The following is a 21,476-nucleotide window of genomic DNA, read 5'->3' on the forward strand; positions in this document are numbered from 1 at the left end:
AGGGAGACGGGGATGCCCACCATCAACATCGCGAACCCGAATCTTGAGCAGGCTTCGGACACGACGCTGTATCCGCTGTCGTTCCAGCAGGAACGCATCTTCTACCTGGACGAGATCTCGCCGCAGAAGTCGATCTGGACCCGGGCCTCGTGCCGGCGCCTATCCGGTCTGCTCGACGTCGATGCCCTGGAAGATGCGGTCGTGGCGCTGATCGATCGTCACGCCGCGCTTCGCACCCGGATCACCCTCGTCGACGGCACGCTGTTCCAGTCACGGCTCGACGGCAACGACGGCAGCTTCGAGTTCGTCGATCGCTCTTCCGGTCCGGACGGCGGCGGCGCAGACCGCTCCGCAGCCTTTGATGACGAAGCGCAGAGCCTGCTGAACCAGGAGTACGGGCGTTCCTTCACGCTCGACGGCGGCCGGCTTTTCAAAGTCGTGCTGGTGCGCTGGTCAGACCAGGAGTGGCAGCTCATCCTGAAGCTGCATCACATCATTTCCGATGCCATCACGATTCGCATCCTGTGGAATGACCTGAAACGTCTCTACAATGCGCGGCGGGTCGGCGGCGGCGACCCGGCACCGCTCGACCTCGATTATGTCGACTACGCGAGGTGGCTGAGAGACCGCTTCTCCGAGCAGAACATCCACGAGGCGGAAGCCTATTGGCTGTCACAGTTCGCTGACAAGCCGCCGGAGCTCGATCTCCCCACCGACCTTCCGGCCCCGCTGCAGCTGTCGTTTTGCGGCGCCGTGGAATCGCGCCCGCTGTCGCCCGATCTCGTCGCCCGGCTGCAGTCGTTCAGCCTGAAGCATCGCGTCGTCCCATTCTCGACGATGCTCGGCGCGCAGGCTCTGCTGCTCTGCAAATATTGCCGGCAGGACGACATCATCATCGGGACGGTATTCTCCGGGCGGCACCACGATCCCAGGCTGAAGGCGCTCGCCGGCTTCTTCGCCAACAGCGTCGCGCTGCGGCTGCGGGTCGACCCGCAGGCCTCCGTCAGCGACTTCGTGCGCCAGGTCCACGACCGTGTGACGGGCGCCCATCGCATGCAGGATTATCCGCTCGAACGTCTCGTCGACCGCCTCGCGCTGGATCGCGAACATCGCCGCAACCCGCTGTTCCGGGCGATGTTCAACATGGTCACCGACTTCGAGCCGACCCACGCGTTCAGCGGCATTCGCGACGAGCGCGTGCTGGAGCCTGAGATCACCGCGACGCAGGTCGACCTGCTGCTCGATTTCCACACTGGTCCCGATGCTGCCGAGCTGCGTCTCGAGCACAATACCGAGCTGTTCGAGCCGCGCAGCATCCGGCGCATTCTCCACCACTACGAGGTGCTGCTCACCGCGATGATTGAGCGCCCGGACGCAATCCTGCGCGATCTGTCGATGCTGGACGCGGAAGAGCGGCAACGGGTTCGTTCGTTCGCCGAAGGCAATGTGGTCCCGGCGGCGGCCGGCCGCGGCATCGTCGGCCTGTTGGAACAACGCGCGGCGCGCACGCCCGACCAGCCGGCATTGCTCTCGTCCGCCGGCACGCTTACGTGCGGCGAGGTCAACCGCAAGGCCAACCAGCTGGCGGCCGCCCTGGTCGATGCCGGTGTCGCCGAAGGCGACATCGTCGCGGTATTGCTCGAACGCTCGCCGGCGATGGTCGTGGCGATCTTGGCGGCGCTCAAGGCCGGCGCGGCCTACCTGCCGATCGATCCGAGCTTTCCGCCGCAGCGGATCGACTTCATCCTGAACGACGGCGGCGTCCGCTGCCTGCTGGCGGCGAGCGAGCCGCCATCCGATCCGCAGGGCCCGCGAGGCCCGCTGCCGGTGATCCGCGTTGACGATGCGGCGTCCTACGCCGGACCCGCTATCAATCCGGACCGCAGCTTCGACCCTGAGCGGCCAGCCTATGTGATCTACACCTCGGGCTCGACCGGCCATCCGAAGGGGGTGGTGGTCAGCCATCGCGCCTTGATGAATACGCTCGAATTCCTGGAGGCGAGCTATCCGCTGGCCAGCAAGACGATCCTGTTCAAGACGAACTTCACGTTTGACGTGTCGGCCGCCGAACTGTTCGGCTGGCTGTTCGACGACGGCCGGCTCGCGGTGCTTGATCTTGGCGCCGAGCGCGATAGCCGCGCTTTGCTCGAAGCCATCGAAAAGTTCGCGGTGACGCACGTCAATTTTGTCCCTTCGATGCTGGACGTGCTCCTGGAGAGCCAGCCGGCAGGCGCCGCTTTACCGTGGGACAGGCTTCGCTACGTCTTCGCCGCGGGCGAGGCGCTCAAGCCCGACCTGGTGAATCGCTTCCATCGCCTGGTTCCCAAGGTCCGGCTCGAAAACCTGTATGGTCCGACCGAAGCCGCGATCTACGCCACCTATCATTCCCTGCCGCGCGGGACGGAGGTGACCTGGGTCCCGATCGGCAGGCCGATTTCCAACACCGGCGCGCATATCCTTGACGAGGCGCTTCGTCCGGTTCCGGTTGGTGTGGTCGGCGAATTGTGGTTGTCCGGCGTCGGGCTTGCGACGGAATACCTGAACCGACCCGACCTGACGGCAGAGCGATTCTGCCCGAGGTCCGACTTGGGAGGCCGCCGCCTCTACCGAACCGGCGACCTCGCAAAATGGGGCGACGACGGGCTGATCTACTACCTCGGCCGCGCCGACAGGCAGGTCAAGATCCGCGGCTTCCGCGTCGAGGTCGCGGAGGTCGAGCAGAAATTGCGTGCTTGCGACGGCGTGGCCGAGGCCGCCGTCACCGTCAGGAGCGACGCGTTCGGCCAGAACAGCCTCGTCGCCTATCTCGCTTTCGACAAGGAACGTCCGACCTCGATCGAGCGGATTTCGAGCGACTTGACCGCATGGCTGCCCGGTTTCATGATTCCCGAAGTGTTTGTGCCGCTCGACCGCCTACCACGGCTTCCGAGCGGCAAGATCGACATCCAACGCTTGCCGGCACCAACCCCGACCGACGCGTCGGCGACCACGGCGCAACGTGCGGCGACCGAGCTCGAACGCAAGATCATCGCGATCGCCGAAGACCTGCTCCACCTCCGTGGCTTGACCCCCGCCAGCAATTTCTTCCACCTCGGAGGCAACTCGCTGCTGACGCTGCGTTTCATCGCGGGCCTCGACAAGGCGCTTGGGACCCGGCTGAGGGCGATGGATTTTCTCCGGCTGCCGACCATCGCCGAGATCGCTGCGCTGATCGAGCCGATGCTTCAGCGGCCATCGTCGATCAAGGATCGCATCGTCATCGTCCAGATCCCGGCGCGCCCGGTGCCGGTCGGCGACATGTCCTGCCGAGACACCTCGCCATGACAGCCGTCGGGATTCGCAAATATCCGCCGATCCCCACCGGCGACCGGACCATTCCCTGTCCGCTGACCTTTCAGCAGGAGCGGGTTCTGCATTTCTGCGAACTCGATCCCGCCAGCTCGATCTGGGACATCAACACCTGCAAACGGCTGGCCGGGCATCTCGACCTGCGGCGGCTGCGCGGGGCGGTCGACCTGTTGGCCGCCGCGCATGCCGTGCTGCGCACCCGGGTGTCACGGCGCGGCGAGCGCCCGGTGCAGACCTTCGATCAGGATCTCAAACGCGCTGTTCGGCACTTCGACGCGTCGGCGGCGGCCGGCCCCGACCGCGACACCGCACTGGCAACCCAGATCGCCGCAATCTGCCGGAATCCGATCTCGCAATGGAGACCCGACGATGCATTCTTCGAGGTCGTGCTGCTGACGCTCGGCCCGGACGATCAGGCGTTGCTGCTGCGGGTCCACCACATCATCGCGGACGCCGCCTCAGTGCTGATCCTGTGGCGAGAGCTGACGTCGATCTACAACGCGCTCACCCGCGATGCGCCGGTCGCAGCGTCGCCGATGACGCTGACTTATTTGGATTACGCGCATTGGCAGCGCCGTCATTTCGATGCGGAGCGGACCCGCGAGCAGGAGGCCTATTGGCTGGCACGGTTCGAAGGCGAACCGCCGGCCCTCGATCTGCCCACCGATGCGGCGCCGTCGCCGGCGATGTCCCTGAACGGCGGATTGGAGATCGTCGCGATTCCGCTCCACCTGATCGAGGCGTTCCAGCGGCAGAGCTGGGAGCAGCGCGTTCTGCTGTTTTCGAGCCTGTTCGCCGCCTACCTCGTGCTCTTGCAGAAGATCTGCCAGCAGGAGGACATCACGTCCGGCGTGCTGTTCTCGGGCCGGCACTACAGCGCGGAGCTCGCCAACACCGTCGGATTCTTCGTCAACATGGTGGCGGTGCGCGCGGATGTCCGCTTCGACGACACCTTCGAACGGTTGGTGCGGGCGGTGCATGAACGGGTCGAGGAAGCCTATTTCATGCAGGACTATCCGTTCGAGCGGTTGATCCAGACGCTGGCTCCGGCCCGCGGCAATGGCCGGATTCCGTTGGTCCGAACCATGTTCAACCTGGTGCCGGACCCCGAGGACACGACGGAATTCGATGGCGTTGCGCAGGCCCGCTGGATCGATGTCGCCACCCAGACCCAAGCGGTTCAGGTCGATCTGATCTTCGACATCCATTGGGGATCGGCGGGGGCGGAGATCCGGATCGAGTACAACACTGACATTTTCGAACGCGGCACGGTCGCCCGGTTGGGGCGCCACTACATCACCTTGCTCGAGCGGCTGGCGGGTGGCTGGGACATTGGTCTCGACCGTCTCGCCGTGGTCGGCGAAGCTGAAGCGTGTCAGTTGCTCGACGGATGCAACCCGACGCCGTCGCCGTTCGCCGCGGAGAGCTGCATCCACGAGCTGTTCGAGCAGCATGCTCGTCGCCGGCCGGCGGCGATCGCGCTGGTCGATAGCATCGAGCGGATCAGCTACGGCGACGCCGACCGCACATCCAATCGGCTCGCCCGGCTGTTGCGGGCCCGCGGGGTCGGGCCGGACAGCATCGTCGCCGTCATCGGCCGCCGCTCGGTGGAGATGGTGCTCGGCGAACTCGCCGTTCTCAAAGCGGGCGGCGCCTACCTGCCGCTCGGCCGGGACAGCCCGGCCCGCCTTTGGGACGACATTCTGCGCGACGCGCGGCCGCAGGTCGTGATCATGCCGAACGACGATCGGCGCGACCTCGATCTCGACGTCCCGGTTCTGCGTCTGCGCGACGCCGAGGCTCCAGGCATCGACGATGGGCCGTTGCCGCACGTGACCGGGCCGTCGAATCTCGCTTACGTCGTCTACACCTCGGGTTCGACTGGAAAACCCAAAGGCGTCATGGTCGAGCATCGCAGCGTCGTCAATCTCGTGACCAACGTCGATTATCTCGAATTCCGCCCGGACGACCGGATGCTTCAGACCGGGGCGCCCGCCTTCGATGCGACAACGTTCGAGATCTGGGGCGCCTTGCTCAACGGGCTACCGCTCTACCAGATCGACGACGAGACCCTGCTAGACTACGTGGCGTTTGACGACGAACTCGCCCGGCACGGCATCACGATCCTGTTTCTCGTTCCGGCGCTGCTCAACCAGTTCGCGCATGCCAACCCCTCGGTGTTCCGTCCGCTGCGCTATCTCATCACCGGCGGCGACGTGGCGTCGACCCGGCACGTCGAGCGGATTCGGAGAGCCAACCCCCGGCTGACGCTGATCAACGCCTACGGCCCAAGTGAGAACACCACCTATTCGACTTGTCACGTGGTCACTGGTGTCGAGCCGCGGACGATACCGATCGGCAGGCCGATCCCAAACTCGACGGCCTATGTCTTCGACCGTCACATGCTGCTGACCCCGACCGGCGTGGTCGGCGAGCTTTACGTCGGGGGCGTCGGTCTTGCGCGGGGCTATCTTCATCGTCCCGCACTCACCGCCGAGCGTTTCGTCACGAATCCTCACGTGGCGGGGGAGCGACTCTACCGCACCGGAGACTTGGTCCGTCGCCGCGCGGACGGGGTGCTGGAGTTCGTGGGCCGGGCCGACCGGCAGATCAAGATCCGGGGCTTCCGCATCGAGCCCGGCGAGATCGAGAACCGGCTTCTCGAGGACGGCCGCCTGCGCGAGGCCTGCGTCGTCCCGGCCAAGGCCGACGACGGCGGCGTCTTCCTGTGCGCCTATTACATTGCCGCCACCGATGTGGGCGCGCAGGAGTTGCGGCAGCAACTGGCAACTCGGCTTCCGGCTTATATGCTGCCATCCGCCTTTTGCCGCATCGAGATCATGCCGCTGACCGAGAACGGCAAGATCGATTACCGCGCGCTGCCCGAGCCACGGCGGTGGATGGCTGAACCGCGGTCCGTCCGCGCCCCCGAGAGCGCGGCGGAAATCGCTATTGCGAGGGTCTGGGAAGAGCTGCTCGAGACCCGGAATGTCGGCGCAACCGCGAATTTTTTCGAGATCGGAGGCCATTCCCTGAAAGCCAGCGCCCTGGCCTCGCGCCTGAGCAAGATGTTCGGACTGAAGATCACGCTCAGGAACGTGTTCGATGCGCCAACCGTGGGGGAGTTGGCGCGGCTGGTCGGCTCACTGGCGCAAATGGAGCACCGAGATGGCGTCGCCGGTTGAGCAGGGCTACTATCCCGCGTCCGCGAACCAGAGGCGGATGTATGTTCTCAACCGGCTGTCGCCGGACGGCATCGCCTACAACGTGCCGGTCGCGATCCGGCTGAATGGCAAGCTCGACGCGGTCCGCCTGCAGGACGCGCTCTCGGCGCTGGTGACGCGCCATGACAGCTTGAGGACGTCGTTCGGGATCGTTGGCGAGACGATCATCCAGACGCTTCAGGCGCCGCTCCGCGTCCCGCTCGATTTCGAGAGGGCGCGCGCCAAGAGCGAGGTCGAGGCGATCAAGCGACGCTTCGTCCGGCCGTTCGATCTGCATCGGCCGCCGCTGCTGCGGGCCTGTCTGATCAGGCTGGGCTCGCTCAAGCACGTCCTCTTGCTCGATTTGCACCACATCATCTGCGACGGCGTGTCGATCGACATCCTGAGCGACGAACTGGGCCGGCTCTATGATGGCCAGACGCTGCCTCCGCTGCCCGCCGACTACAAGGACTTCGCGCTGTGGCAGCGGGAGTTCGCCGGCAGCGAGGAAGCCGAGCAGCAGCAGAACTACTGGCTCCGCCTGCTCGAGGGTGAGCGGACGGCGCTGAACCTGCCGACCGACCTCCCGCGGCCGAGCACGCAGTCGTTCGACGGCGACCGGGTGACGCTTCGTCCCAATCTGCGGCTCACCGCCGCGTTGCGCGAACTCGCGGCGGGCAACCGCGTGTCGATGTACATGTTGCTGCTCGCCGCCTACTACGTCGTACTCTCGAAATATTCGGGCCAGGACGACCTGGTGGTCGGCACGCTCGCGGCCGGACGCAACGCCGAACGGTTTCAGGGCGTCATCGGCTTGTTCGTCAATACCCTGGCGCTGCGCAGCCGGCCTCGCGGCGAGCTCGCTTTCAGCGACTATCTGCAACAGGTCCGCGACGAGTGCCTCGACGCATTCGAGAACCAGGACAGTCAGTTCGAAGATCTGGTCGATCGCATCGCGCCGCTGCGCGATCTCGGCCGCGGCCCGCTGTTCGACACGATGTTCACCGCGCTGTCGTCGAATGCAACGCCGACGGTTTATGGCGGCATCGAATTCAGCCCTTACGAACTCGACTACGCGATCGCCAAGTTCGACCTCACCTTGACCGTTATCGAGCAACAGCACGGCGAGCTGGAATTCGACTTCGAGTATTGCACCGACCTGTTCCGCCGCGACACGATCGAACGCCTGTCCGCCCATTACGTCACGGCACTCGAGGCTGTTGTGGCCGACCCCGCGATCCGGCTGCGCGACATCGACGTGTCGGGCGTCGACGAAAGGCGGGCCGTTGTCACGGATTTGCCGCAGCCGACGGATGCGGCGCAGAGCGTGGTAGAGCTGTTCGAGATCCAGGCTCGCACAAATCCGGCAGCGCCTGCGATCGCGTGCGACGGCAAGGCGATCGACTACGCGACCCTCGACCGCCTCTCGAGCACGATCGCGGCGCAGCTGCAGGCGGCCGGAGCGGGACCGGGGGCGATCGTCGGCCTGGTCGCCGCGCCGTCGATCGAGGCGGTCGCGGCGATCCTCGGTATCCTCAAGCTCGGCGCCGCATTCCTTCCGATTGACCCGAGCACGCCGGCAGACCGTTTCCGGACGATCGCGGCGGGGTCGGGGATGGCGGTGGTGCTGCTGCCGACCGACGCCCATCCGCTCGCGGGCCTCGGGCCGGTGGATCTCGCCCTCGACCGCGCCGCCGGCGACGTGGAGGGTGGGCTACCCGACCGCGCAGCGGTGACCGGCGGCGATCTCGCTTACGTGATCTACACCTCCGGCTCGACCGGGTTGCCCAAGGGCGTGATGATCTCGCACCGCGCGCTCGCCAATTACGTCAGCTGGGCGGTGCGGACCTATATCGGCGATTCGCCCGCCGCCTTCGCGCTGCATTCGCCGCTTTCGGTCGATCTCACCATTACATCTGCTTTCGCGCCGCTGGTCTCGGGAAATCGGCTCGTCGTTTACCGGAACGACGACGCCATGGGATTGATGCGGGATATTCTTCGCGACGATCAGGTCGAGGTGCTCAAGCTGACGCCGACGCATCTGGCGTTGCTCGCCGAGGCGATGCACGAGGGTGCTCCCGCCAACCGCCGGCTGCGCGCGTTGATCGTCGGCGGTGAAGATTTCAAGACCGGCCTGGCGAGGAAAGTCGACAACGGCTTCGACGGCCGTGTCGAACTCTACAACGAGTACGGGCCGACCGAGGCGACGGTCGGCTGCATGATCTACAAATTCGACCCCGCGGTGGACAAGGCGGCGTCGGTGCCGATCGGAACGGCGATCGACAACGTCGCGGTCCTGGTGCTCGACCGCTACGGGCTGCCGGTGCCGAGGGGAGCGATCGGCGAATTGCATATCGCCGGGGCCTGCCTGGCCGACGGCTACCTAAACAATCCCGACATGACGGCCGAGCGGTTTGTCATGCAGCGCCTCGGCGGTCACGAGATCCGCCTCTACAAGACCGGCGATCTCGCGCGCATGCTGCCAAGCGGTGCGCTGGATTTCCTCGGGCGCAACGACGATCAGGTCAAGCTGCGCGGCTTCCGGATCGAACTCGGAGAGATCGAGACGGCGTTGCTGCGCTGCCCCGGGGTGATCGATGCCGTGGTGGCGCCGCGGACCGACGCGGCCGGCGATTCCTATCTGTGCGCCTATGTCGTCGCGGCCGGCGCGATCGAGACCGCCGACCTCCGTCGCCTTCTGGCGCAGTGCCTTCCGGCGCACATGGTTCCGTCGCGCGTGGTTATCGTCGATCGCCTTCCGATCGGGCGCAGTGGCAAGGTCGACCGGACAGCGCTGCCCGACCCGGGCGAGCCGACCGGGAGCCCAGGCTCAGCCGCACCCCGCTCCGCGGTGGAATGCGCGATTGCTGTCATTTGGGAGCAGGTGCTGGGCGTTCAGCGGATCGGCCTCGACGATGACTTCTTCGATCTCGGCGGGCAATCACTGAAGGCGACCCTGATGATTGCCCGCGTCAACCGCGAGCTGCACGCCGGTGTCACGTTGCGCGACGCCTTCGTGCGCCGGACCATCCGCGGCCTCGCCGGCCTGGTCGATGAAACCAGGGAGGACCCGTGCGCAGAGATAGCAGCCGTCGCTCCCCGGGATTATTACCCGGTCTCGGCGGCGCAGAAGCGGCTGTTCATCATCCATCAACTCGCGCCACAGGATGTTCAGTACAACGTCCCGTTCGCATTGAACGTGACCGGGCCGTTCGATCGTGCGCGCTGGCTCGGCGCCTTCCGCGCGCTGCTGGCGCGGCACGAGTCGCTGCGGACCTCGTTCCTGCTGGTCGACGACCAGATCGTTCAGAAGGTGCATGCCGAGGTCGATTTTGCCTTCGAAGGCCGAGCTTCCGGCGCTTCCGCATCGCTTGCGCAGGCGATCGAGGGGTATGTCCGTCCGTTCGACCTCGACCGGGCGCCGCTGCTCCGAGCTACCATACTGAACGCCGGCCCGGTCGAGCACACGATTCTCGTCGATCTCCACCACATCGTCGCCGACGGGCTTTCGATCGACATCATCATCGACGATCTGCGCGCGCTCTACGAAGGCCGGACGCTGGAGGGCGTGGCTGTCCAGTACAGGGACTACGCCGCCTGGCAGCATGTCCGTTCCGCGAGCGCGGAGGTGCGGAGCCAGGAGGCGTATTGGAGAGCGGTGTTCGAGGGGGGAGCGCCGGCCCTCACGCTTCCCACTGACTTTCCGCGCGGGGCCATCCGCTCGTTCGATGGGGACCTCATGAGCTTCACGGTCGATGCGGCGCTCGCCGAACGGCTGCGCGCGATCGGTCGGGCCGCCGGCGCGACCCTGTTCATGACTCTGCTGGCAGCCTACACGGTCCTGCTGTCGAAGTATACCGGCCAGGAGGACATCGTCGTCGGCATTCCGGTGGCGGGGCGGAGGATGGCCTCGCTGCAGCGGGTGGTCGGAATGTTCGTCAACACGTTGGCGACGCGGAACCGGCCGCGCGGCGAGCTTCGCTTCGTCGACTATCTCGATACTGTGCAGGCGCACGCGCTGGATGCCTACGACAACCAGGACTACCAGTTCGAAGAGTTGGTGGACAGGCTCGAGATCGAACGCGACCTCGGCCGGAATCCGCTGTTCGACACGGTGTTTGCGACGCTCGAGGGCGGACGCAGGGCGTTCCAGGCCGACGGCGTCACCGTTCGCATCGAGAACGTGCCCTGGAAGATCTCGAAGTTCGACCTGACCCTGCTGGCCGAAGAGCGCGAGGATTCCATCGTCTTCGAACTCGAGTACTGCACCGGCCTGTTCCGGCGCGACACCATCGAGCGCATGGCGAACCACTTCGTGCATCTGCTGGAGCAGATCGCATCCGACCCGGCGCGGCTGCTCCGCGATCTCGATCCGCTGACTGAGCAGGAGCGCCGGCAAGTCCTGGTGGAGTTCAATCGCTCCGAGGCCAATTATCCGGCAGGCCGGACCGTTCACGAACTCATCGAGGACCAGGCGGAACGGACGCCGGAAGCGCCGGCGGTCGTGTTCGGCACGCAGACGCTCTCTTACGGCGAATTGAACCGACGCGCCAACATGCTGGCGCGGCTGCTGGTTCGCAACGGCATCGCCGTCGAGGACATGGTCGGCATCGTGGCGGAGCCGTCGCTGGAGATGATGATCGGCATCCTGTCGATCCTCAAAGCCGGTGCGGCCTATCTGCCGATCGACGCCGACTGCCCCGCCGATCGCGCCGCGATGATGCTTGAGGATAGCAAGGCCAAGATGGTTGTTTTCGCCGGCGTCGAGCCGTGGGGCGAGGTGGGGCGGCCGTCGCTCGACCTCAGCCAACCGACGCTCTACCGAGGCGATGAGGCCAATCTCGGGGTCACCGCATCGAGCCGAAACCTCGCCTATGTCATCTACACCTCCGGAACCACCGGGGCGCCGAAAGGCGTCATGGTCGAGCATTCCGCGGTCAACAACCTGTGCGCCTGGCACATTCGCAGCTTCGCGCTGTCCAACGCCGACCGGACCACCAAATACGCCCGCTTCAGTTTCGATGCGTCGGTGTGGGAGATCCTTCCTTCGCTGCAGGCTGGCGCCGCGCTGCATATTGTCCCGCAGGAGATCCGGCTCGACCTCGCCCGGCTGGCGCGCTACTTCGACGACGCCGGCATCACCGTCAGCTTTCTGCCGACGCAGATCTGCGAACTCTTCGTGCAGTTCGACAATCGGTCGCTGCGGCTCCTGCTGACCGGCGGCGACCGCCTGCGCCGCGGCGGCAGCGGCCGCTACCAGCTCGTCAACAATTACGGGCCGACCGAGAGCACCGTGGTGGCGACCAGCGGCCCGGTCGTCGCGGCCGACGGACCGATCTCGATCGGCAAGCCGATCGCAAATATCCGCGTCTATCTGGTCGACAAGGCCGACAGGCCGGTCCCGATCGGCGTTCCGGGCGAATTATGCATCGCCGGAGCGGGGCTCGCACGCGGTTACCTCGGCGATGCCGTGCGGACTGCCGAGAAGTTCGTCGCCAACCCGTTCGAGCCGGGAGAGCGGCTCTATCGGACTGGGGATGTGGCGCGGTGGCGGCCGGATGGATCGATCGACTATCTCGGACGCACCGACGGCCAGGTGAAGATTCGCGGCTGCCGCATCGAGCCGCGCGAGGTCGAAACGGCGATCCTCGCCCATGAGGCGGTGAGGGATGCCGTCGTCGTCGCCCGCGAAGATCGCAAGGGCGACAAGCAGCTCTCCGCCTATATCGCATGGCGCGACGCCGCGCGCCTGACCGATCTGCGGGCCTCTCTCGGCCAGCGGCTTCCTAACTACATGCTGCCGGCGTTCTTCGTGACGCTGGACGAAATCCCGCTGAATGCACGCGGCAAGGTCGATCTGGCGGCGCTGCCGCCCGCAGACGGCGAAGCCCCGACCACCGGCGAGGCTCCCCGCACTTCCGCCGAATCTCGGCTGGCCGCGATCTGGCAGCAGGTTCTGGACCGGCAGCATGTCGGCATTCACGACAATTTCTTCGCGATCGGCGGCGATTCGCTGCGCGCCACCATCATGATCGCCAAGGCCAACAAGGCGTTCGGCACCGCCGTTGCGCTCGGCGCGGTGTTCGACCGGCCGACCATCGCCAGATTGGCAGAGGACTTCGCTGCGGGGTCGGAGAGCGCGGCGCCGAGCTTGGTGCCGGTGGAGAACCGCCTGCACTACGCCGCGACGCCGACCCAGGGGCTGCTCTACGCGGTCTGCACGGCCCGCGGCGGCGTCGAATACAACCTTCCGATGGCGTTCGAGATCGGCGGCGAGCTCGACATTCCGCGGCTCGAAGGCGCGTTCCGCGAGGTCATCGACCGGCATGAAGCGCTGCGCACCGGGTTCTTGAGCGTGGACGGCGGTGCCGTTCAATACGTCGTTCCGAAGGTGGATTTCTCGATCGCCCGTCTGCCGAGGTGCGGCGACGCGGAGATCGGGGAGGTCACGCGCGACTTCATCCGGCCGTTCCAGCTGTCGGCGCCGCCGCTGATCCGGGCGGCGGTGGTCCCGCGCGGTCCCGGCCGCCATGTTCTCCTCATCGACATGCACCACCTGGTCAGCGACGGCACCTCGATGGGGCTGCTGTTCAAGGAGATCGCGGCGCTCTATGCCGGTTCACGTCCGCCGCGCCCCGGCATCACTTACAAGGACTTCGCGGAGTGGCTTCAAGGCCATTTACGCAGCGACCGGATGCGCGCCCACGAGGCCTATTGGCGCCAGGTCCTCGATTCGCCTCCCGACACGATCCGGCTCGAGTCGGATTTTCCGCGCAAGGAGGCATTTGCATTCGCTGGAAGCCGGATCAATTGTACCGCCGACGCGGCGCTGCACGACGGTCTCAAGGCGCTTTGCACGCGCCAGGGCGTCACGCTCTATGTGCTGCTGCTCGCCGCCTATAATGTGCTGCTCTCCAAATACAGCGGCCGTGAGGACATCATCATCGGCGTGCCGACGGTCGGCCGCTATCTCGCCGACGTTCACGACGTGGTCGGGATGTTCGTGAGCACCCACGTTATCCGCAGCCTGCCGCGCGCCGAGCGGCGCTTCGACGAATTCCTTCAGGAGGTCAAGGCCGGGGTGCGCGGTGCCGTCGAGCACCAAGAGTATCAGCTCTGGGACATCATGGTGCAGCACAACGTCGCCACCGGGAAATTGCTGTTCAGCGCCGTCTTCGTCGTTCAGGATCAAGCCTTCACCAGCATGGAGATTCCGGGCCTCGAGATCGAAGAGATCGACCCGCATTACAACGTGGCGAAGTTCGACCTGACGATGGGTGCCGTCGAGCGGCCGGGGCGCCTCGATATCGAGATCGAATACAACACGGATCTGTTCCGCCGCAGCACTGCGGCGCGGATTGTCGGCCAATATCTGCACATTCTCGACCAGATCGTCGCGGACCCCGGCCGGATGCTGAGGCAGATCGAAATCGTGACGCCGGCCGAAAAGTCGGCCTTGCTATCCGGCGTCCGGGACACCGCTCCGGTCGGCGACGACGACGACGCTTGGACGGCGGCGACCGTGGTCACCCTGTTCAAGCGGCGGGTCCGCGCCGCTCCGGATCGCGTCGCCGTGGCCGTTGACGGCATCACCGTGACCTACCGCACCCTCCACCAACGGACGCAGCAGCTCGGGCGGCGGCTGGCGGCGGAAGGTGTCGGGCCGGGAATGATCGTGGCGCTCCTCGCTGCTCCCTCAGTAGAGATGATCTCCGCCGTCCTTGCAATCTGGGCGACCGGCGCGGCCTGCGTTCCGCTCGCAGCCGACGATCCGCCGCGGCGGGTCGCGGCCCGACTCGCCGAGACTGCTGCGGCGCTGTTGGTCTGCGACCGCGATTCCAAGCCGGACGAGCTCGGCATCCCGGCGCTCCTGCTCGACGGCGCGACCGAACCGGAAACGGTCGCGGCTCTTCCCGATGGTCCGGCTGATCCGAAGGCGCTTGCCGTCGTCGGCGTCGCGACCGACCGCAGCGGAATTCGGAAGCACGTCATGATCGAGCACCGATCATTGCTCGACCGCGCCCGATGGTTCATCGACAGGTTCGCGATCGTCGAGGCTGATCGCACTGTGATGTGCGGCGACCTGAGCTCGGGTGCCGCCTTGCTCACGCTGATCTCGACGTTGTGCGCCGGCGCCTCGGTCTGGATCGCACCGGAGGAAGCGCGCCAGTCTGCCACGACGCTGGTGAAGGGGGTGAGCGACAAAGGCGTGACGGTCGGCTGGCTGCCGGCGACGCTGTGCGAACGGCTCGCCGGGACCGCGGGGCTGCCGTTGCGGACGCTGATTGCGACCGGCGGCGCCATCACCCCTCTGCGGCGCGGCAATTACGAACTCGTCACCTGCTTCGGCCTGCCGGAGCACACCGAGGTAACGACGTGCAAGCCGGTGACGGCCGAGACGGCCGGAAGCCTTGTCGGCACTCCGATCATCGGTTCGGAGACCTATATCCTCGGTCACGACGACAGCCTTCTGCCGATTGGGGTAACCGGCGAACTTTGTCTCGGCGGGGCCGGCCTGGCGCGGGGGTATCTCGGCGAGGAGCCATCGATCTCGCATGGTTTCACACCAAACCCGCACGTCCCCGACGGTCGCATCTTCCGCTCCGGTCTTCGCGCAAAACGGCTTGCGGACGGCGGCATCGAACTGATCGACTGCGGCGGCGATGTGGAGATCGACGGCCATCGGGTCCATCTGGCCGAGATTGAACATTGCTTGCGCGAGCATGCAAACATCGCGGACGCGGCCATCGTGCGGGGCGATGCGGATCGGCTCCAGCCGACGCTGTGCGCGCTCGTCGTCACCACCGGCGTGCTGCCGGAATCGGCCTCGGCATTGGTCCGCGACCTGAAGCGACATCTCGCCGAGTGGCTGCCGCGGTACATGATCCCGGAGGCATACGTCCAGGTCGCCACCATCCCGCGCGACGAGACGGATCGGGTCGCAGTCGAGGCTCTGCCGATACCGGCAAAGCAATCGCCGCCGGTACCGACGGCAGATGCTGCGGACCCGAGCCTCGTTCCCGCGATCCGGACCATCGTCGAAGAGCTTGTCGGCGTGCCCGCGGTCGACCCCGCGGCCGACCTGCGCAACGCCGGCCTGACCTCGCTTGCGGCGATGACGCTGCAGTCGCGCCTCACGGCCCGGTTCGGTATTGCCCCGAACCTGTGCCGATGGCTGCAGGCGCCGTCGATCGCGAACCTTTCCTACCATCTCTCGGAGGCTTTGCGCGGCGAACGCCAGGCCATCACGCCAACAGGGGAAACGCCGCCGCCATGATGCGACACGATTCCATCGCCGCCGCGATCCAGGATGTGCTCGACCTGCACCGCGATCGCCTCGCGCTCCTCGCCGGCATCGATCGGCCGAAGATCGGTTACCTGTCGATTCAGACCCCCGAGGAAATCCTGCTGGCCGCGGGCGCGATCCCGTTCCGGCTGACCGGCGAGTACAGCACCGAAACCGACGGGGCGAGCGTGCATCTTGGCAGCAACTACTGCTCCTACGTGCTGAGCTGTTTCGGCGAGGGGCTCGCCGGCGTGTACAGCTTCGCGGACGCGGTCGTGTTCGTCGATGCCTGCGATATGCGCAAGCGGCTGTGGGAGACCTGGGCTCGGACCGTTCCCGGTTGTGAAAGCTGGTTCCTCGAACTTCCCAACGATGCGAGCCCATTGTCGAAATCGTTCTTCGCCGGTCAGCTCCGCAAGCTGATCAGCCGGCTGGAGCAGCGCTACGGCCGGCCGATCGGCGAGGGCGCGCTGCGTGACGGCATCGCGCGGTGCAACCGCACACGCGAGCTGATGCAGCGGCTGCACGACGGCAACAAGCGTGGCGGCCCGCTGCTGACGGGACAGCAGTCGATCGACCTCGTGAAGGCAGCAACAACGGGTTTGAAGGACGAGTTCAACGATCGCCTGGCGGCGCTGCTCGACTCCGCCGCTTCGCAGCAACCCCGGGCCGGCCGGCAGCGACACCGGGTATTGATTTGCGGCAGCTATTTCGATCAGCCGGCGATCGTGGAGGTCATCGAGGCCACCGGCGCCGACATCGTCTGCGGGGATATCAGCAATGGGGTCAAGTATTTCGAAGGACAGATCGATGCCGACGCGGAGCCGGTGGCGGCCATCGCGGACTACTATCTCGAAAAGCACACCAGCGCGCGTTGCATCGATACCGACATTCGGGTGCGGCACCTGTTCGACCTAGTGCGGGACTATCGCGTGGAATCGGTGATCTACTTCGCCCTGAAATTTTGCGACACCAACCTGCACGACTACCCCTACATCAAGGAAAAATTGCGCGAGATCCCCGTTCTGTTCATTGAAGGCGAGCACAACGGCAGCAATATCGCCAGTATCAAGACGCGTATCGAGACGTTCCTGGAGCCGCGATTTTTCTGAGGAGGCGAGATGGACCTGGACAACATCGCGCAGCAGCGCGCTACTCAATACGAGAACATGCTGCGTCTGATCGGACGCCAGCGGGCGCCATCGGAAGAGGCCGCGCCGGCCCTCGCCGCGACCCGGATGCGGTCGGTCGTGAACTGCGACCGGATCGCCGAGGCGTATAGGGCCGATGCGAAGGTGGCTTATGTTTCCGAGCAATTCCCGACCGAGATCGTCTTCGCCGCCGGTGTTCTGCCGTGGAACATCGAGTCGATGTCGAACATGCTTGCCCAGTCGCTCGACATCGACCAGGTGTTTCGGCTCACCCAGGAGCGCGAGCTGTCCCGCGACATCTGCTCGTTCCTTCGGGGGCCGTTCGGGATGATGCTCGCCGAATGCTATCCGCGGCCGAATTTCGTGCTCACCAACGACCAGCCCTGCGAGGGGCTTCTCAAGACCATTTTTATGTCCGGCAAGCGCTACGGGGTGCCGACCTTCGCGCTGCACACGCCGAATCTGCTGGATCAGGATGCGCTCGACTATCTCGTCCAGCAGATCGAAATCATGCTGACCCGGATCGCCGGGGTGTTTCAGTCCGATCCCGATCCCGAGTGCCTGCGCAGCAGCATCGTGAATTCGAATCGCGCCCGTGAGTACTACCGCAAAGCGGCTCTGCTGCTCGAACGCCACGCCTTGCCCGGCGTGGCGCGCGAGCTTCTGGAGATCTTCGGAATGAACTATTTCGGCGCGCCAGAGAACATCGATCTCTGCAAGACCTTGTACGAGGAGGCGGTGGTGCTGGCGGAGACCACGGCGCCGAAGCGCCCGCGTGTGATGTGGATCGGCCAGACCCCGGGTGACTCCGACGAGCTGCTTCGGCATCTCGGCCGGTCCGTCGACGTGCTGTACTGGGCGCCGCTGTGGGAAGCGAACCTGATGGCGCTCGACGAAGAGCAGCCGCTGCGAAGCATCGCCGAGCGCGCGATCCGCTATCACTGGAACGCGGAAAGAATGGAATGCGACCTCGACCACATCACCGACGCCTACCAGGTCGAGGGATACATCATCGCCAACACCTGGGGGTGCCGAAACATGATGGCCATCGGTCCGACGTTCCGATCTCTGGCGGCGCGCAAGCGAATCAAGAACCTGACGATCAGCATCGATCCCGTCGATCGCAACAATTACGCCTTCCCCCATATCAAGAACCGCGTCGATGCGTTTCTGGAAACATTGCAGTGAATGAGAGAACGCGATGATTACGCTCGGTATTGATATCGGTTCGCTGTCGACCAAGTCGGTCCTGATGGAGAACGACGAGGTGGTGGCTTTCGACGTGGTCCTGACCGGAGGCACCAACCGCAAAGCCGCTGAGACGACGTTTGAGAACGTCCTCACGGCGTCCGGGTTAAGGCGAGGCGACGTCAAGTTCGTCGTTTCGACGGGGTACGGGCGGGAGAATCTGCCGTTCGCCGACAAGCACGTTTCGGAGATCACCTGCCACGGAATCGGCATGCATCTCAGGAACCCGGACATCCGGACTATTCTTGAGATCGGCGGCCAGGACAGCAAGGCAATCCGCATCGACGACGGCGGGCGCGTCGAGCAGTTCGTTATGAACGACAAATGCGCCGCCGGCTGCGGACGCTTTCTCGAGGTGACTGCGCGCGCGATGGGCATCGGACTCTCCGAGCTCGGCGAAGCCTCGGCGCTGGCGCGCAACCCGCTTCGGATCAGCAGCACCTGCGCGGTATTTGCCGAAACCGAAATCGTTTCCCTCGTCGCCGTCGGAACGCCGGTGCCTGACATCGTCCGGGCCGTTCACGACTCGATCGCCCAGCGCGCGGTCGTGCTGCTGCGCCAGGTCGGAATCAGCGGGCCGGTCGGGATGAGCGGTGGCGTGGCGCTCAACAGCGGCGTGGTCCGCGCCCTCGAGGATAAACTGCAGACCAGCATCTACATCGTCGACAATCCGCAGGTGCGAGGCGCGATTGGTGCCGCCTACATCGCCCAGAGACTGGCCTGAGGCGGTTCTGCAAAATCGGGACCGTCCGATCGAAGATCGAGATGAAATGGAAACTGAGAGCATGATCCGGCGAACCAAACACCGATCCGCGAATAAGGCCATGCTGAAGCGGCGGGGGCGGAGCGGGGGGATGGCTCGGAGAGACTTTGCCACGCTTTGGTTGGCGCGACGGCGAAGCGACGGCTTGTTCGGGGGGCGACCATGACGGCTGTGACGATGTCCGGTTCGACAGAGCCGACCCACTATCACGCGATCGGCCGCAGCAACCTTCCCGAACTGCCCGAGTGGCAGAGACTCGACGCGCAGCTTCGTCACGAGATCGACATCGTGGCGCGGGTGCTGCCGTTCCGGACCAACCGCTACGTGGTGGAGAACCTGATCGATTGGTCGCGGGTGCCGGACGATCCGATCTTTCAGCTGGTGTTTCCTCAGCGTGGCATGCTGTCGGAGGCTGATTTCGACGACGTTCGAACCCTGGTGGAAAGCGCCGACGATACCGAGGTGATGGCGCGTGCGGTCGAGCGAATTCGCCGCCGCCTCAACCCGCATCCCGCCGGCCAGCTCACCCACAACACGGCGACGCTCGCCGGCCGTCCGCTCCCGGGCGTGCAGCACAAATATCGCGAGACCGTGGTGTTCTTTCCGGCCCAGGGGCAGACCTGCCACGCCTACTGCACCTATTGTTTCCGCTGGGCGCAGTTTGTCGGCGTGCAAGGGATGCGGATCGAAGCGAGGAGCACCTCCGACCTCGTCGCCTATCTCCGGGTGCACCCGAAAGTCACCGACGTCCTGATCACCGGAGGCGATCCGATGATCATGGCAACTCGAACGCTCCGGCGCTACATTGAACCGCTGTTGGCTCCCGAGCTGGCGCACATCCAGAACATCCGGATTGGCACCAAATCGGTCGCCTATTGGCCGCACAGGTTCGTGTCGGATGCCGACGCCGACGATTGCCTCAGACTGTTCGAGCAGGTTCCTGCGGCAAACCGCCATCTCGCCATCATGGGGCACTACACTCATCCGGTCGAACTCCAGTCACCGCTCGCCCGCGAGGCGATCCGGCGCATCCGCGACACCGGCGCCCAGATCAGAATGCAGGCGCCGCTGATCCGTCACGTCAACGATGCACCCGAGCTGTGGTCGGAGCTATGGCGCACCGGCGTGCGGCTCGGACTGATCCCCTATTACATGTTCATCGAGCGAGACACCGGCCCTCGCGACTATTTCTCCGTGCCGCTGGTCCGCGCCCACGAGATCTTCCGGCGTGCCGCCGCGAACGTCTCCGGCCTCGCGCGCGCGGCGCAAGGGCCGACGATGTCCGTGCTTCCCGGAAAGATCAGAATCCTGGGCGTCGTCGCACGCAGCGAGTTGGTGGATCGTCAGGAGCCCGCGGTGTTGCGCAACGGCGGCGCCGGCGCGCCATCGGCCGATCCGCAGGAGCAGATTCTGGTCTGCGACTTCCTTCAGGCACGGGACGCGCGGTTGAACCAGATGGTGTTCTTTGCCGCCTTCGATCCCGGCGCAACCTGGCTCGACCAGATGCGGCCGGCATTCGGCGGCGAGCGATTTGCCTTCGAGCAGGCCGCTGACCGCGATCGAACAGCTCCGCTGCACGCGTTCAGCGAATGCCTGCTGGACTGATGCCGCACAAAGGACGACGAGCCGCAGTCCGGGATCGTGAGCACGCTGAATAGAGTGTTGCGCTGACCAATTGAGCCCGCCGCTCTCCTCTTAAGGTCAGGGCATTCCCGCGGATCCGAAGATGAATCAGATGGTGCTGACGCTGGAACGCGCCGGCCTTATCAGACGGCAGCCAAGGACGCCTCGCAGCATCGAGGTCCTCATTGATCCGAAACTCCTGCCCGAGCTAATCTGACTGCCGCACCCAACCTGTCAAAATCAATGTGCAGAGCCGCTAGCCCGTCTGTGAGACTGCGGCTTTTGGGCCCGATTGATGCGGCCGCACAGCCGGCTCACCTGGCTCTTGGAGATGCCGCTCAACCCCATCGCCTGCACCAGATCGTCCACCGAGCGGGTCCAGACGCCCTGCACATAAGCTTCCTGCACCACGGCGGTGAACGCCTTCTAGGCCATGCGGCGCGGCTCCAGGAAGCCCGGGAAGTAGGAGCCCTTGCGCAGTTTGGGGATGCGAAGTTCGACCGTGCCGGCGCGGGTCTCCCAGCTCCGGTCGCGGTAGCCGTTGCGCTGGGCCAGACGCTCGGGACTCTTCTCGCCGTAGGCCGCTCCGGTCTGGCCTTCGACTTCCAGCTCCATCAGCCGCTGGGCGGCAAAGCCGATCATCTCGCGCAACAGATCGGCATCAGGGGTCTTCTCCACGAGCGTGCGCAGGTCCATCATATCGTCGGTCATCGGTGGTTCCTCGGTTGCGTTGGCGTGTCGCAACCCGATCCTACCGGCGAATCGCCGGTGACCACCGCAAAGCCGCCCGCCCGCTACGGCGCTATTTGAGGCGCGCGTACCGGGCGGCTTTGCTCTTCCGAGCTACACCATCA

7 protein-coding genes and 1 pseudogene are annotated in these 21,476 nt (G+C 65.4%); 7 read left to right on the forward strand and 1 reads right to left on the reverse strand.

All coding sequences use genetic code 11. The annotated features are described in order from the left end of the window. Positions 1–12 precede the first annotated feature (12 nt). The 7 genes from K359_RS0140095 to K359_RS54645 all read left to right on the forward strand — a co-directional run bounded on the left by K359_RS0140095 (position 13) and on the right by K359_RS54645 (position 20,604). A complete protein-coding gene (locus K359_RS0140095) occupies positions 13–3,324 on the forward strand; it encodes a non-ribosomal peptide synthetase (protein WP_029084252.1) in 3,312 nt (1,103 codons plus the stop codon). Next, positions 3,321–6,533 carry a non-ribosomal peptide synthetase gene (locus K359_RS0140100; protein WP_029084253.1) on the forward strand — a complete coding sequence of 1,071 codons (3,213 nt, stop codon included), beginning with the start codon at positions 3,321–3,323 and terminating at the stop codon, positions 6,531–6,533. The genes K359_RS0140095 and K359_RS0140100 overlap by 4 nt, the downstream gene beginning before the upstream one ends. Next, on the forward strand, positions 6,517–15,828 hold the full coding sequence (locus K359_RS0140105) for a non-ribosomal peptide synthetase (RefSeq protein ID WP_029084254.1): 9,312 nt from the start codon (positions 6,517–6,519) through the stop codon (positions 15,826–15,828). Before K359_RS0140100 ends, K359_RS0140105 begins: the two co-directional genes overlap by 17 nt. Then, positions 15,723–16,949: a 2-hydroxyacyl-CoA dehydratase subunit D gene (locus tag K359_RS0140110; protein WP_245284870.1), complete on the forward strand. Its 1,227-nt coding sequence runs from the start codon at positions 15,723–15,725 to the stop codon at positions 16,947–16,949. Before K359_RS0140105 ends, K359_RS0140110 begins: the two co-directional genes overlap by 106 nt. 9 nt (positions 16,950–16,958) lie before the next feature. Then, positions 16,959–18,176, forward strand: a complete 1,218-nt coding sequence (locus K359_RS0140115; RefSeq protein ID WP_029084256.1) for a 2-hydroxyacyl-CoA dehydratase family protein — start codon at positions 16,959–16,961, stop codon at positions 18,174–18,176. Between the two features lie 13 nt (positions 18,177–18,189). Continuing rightward, positions 18,190–18,960, forward strand: a complete 771-nt coding sequence (locus K359_RS0140120; protein ID WP_029084257.1) for an acyl-CoA dehydratase activase — start codon at positions 18,190–18,192, stop codon at positions 18,958–18,960. Between the two features lie 201 nt (positions 18,961–19,161). Beyond that, entirely contained in the window at positions 19,162–20,604 is a 1,443-nt protein-coding gene (locus K359_RS54645; protein ID WP_035977944.1) for a KamA family radical SAM protein, read from the forward strand. 309 nt (positions 20,605–20,913) lie between these two features. On the opposite strand, the pseudogene K359_RS54650 reads toward K359_RS54645, so the two are convergent. Further along, a pseudogene (locus tag K359_RS54650) lies at positions 20,914–21,333 on the reverse strand (transposase); the annotation flags it as partial. Positions 21,334–21,476 lie beyond the last annotated feature (143 nt).

The sequence above is a fragment of the Bradyrhizobium sp. th-b2 genome, from assembly GCF_000426785.1.
Classification (GTDB): Bacteria; Pseudomonadota; Alphaproteobacteria; order Rhizobiales; family Xanthobacteraceae; genus Bradyrhizobium; species Bradyrhizobium septentrionale.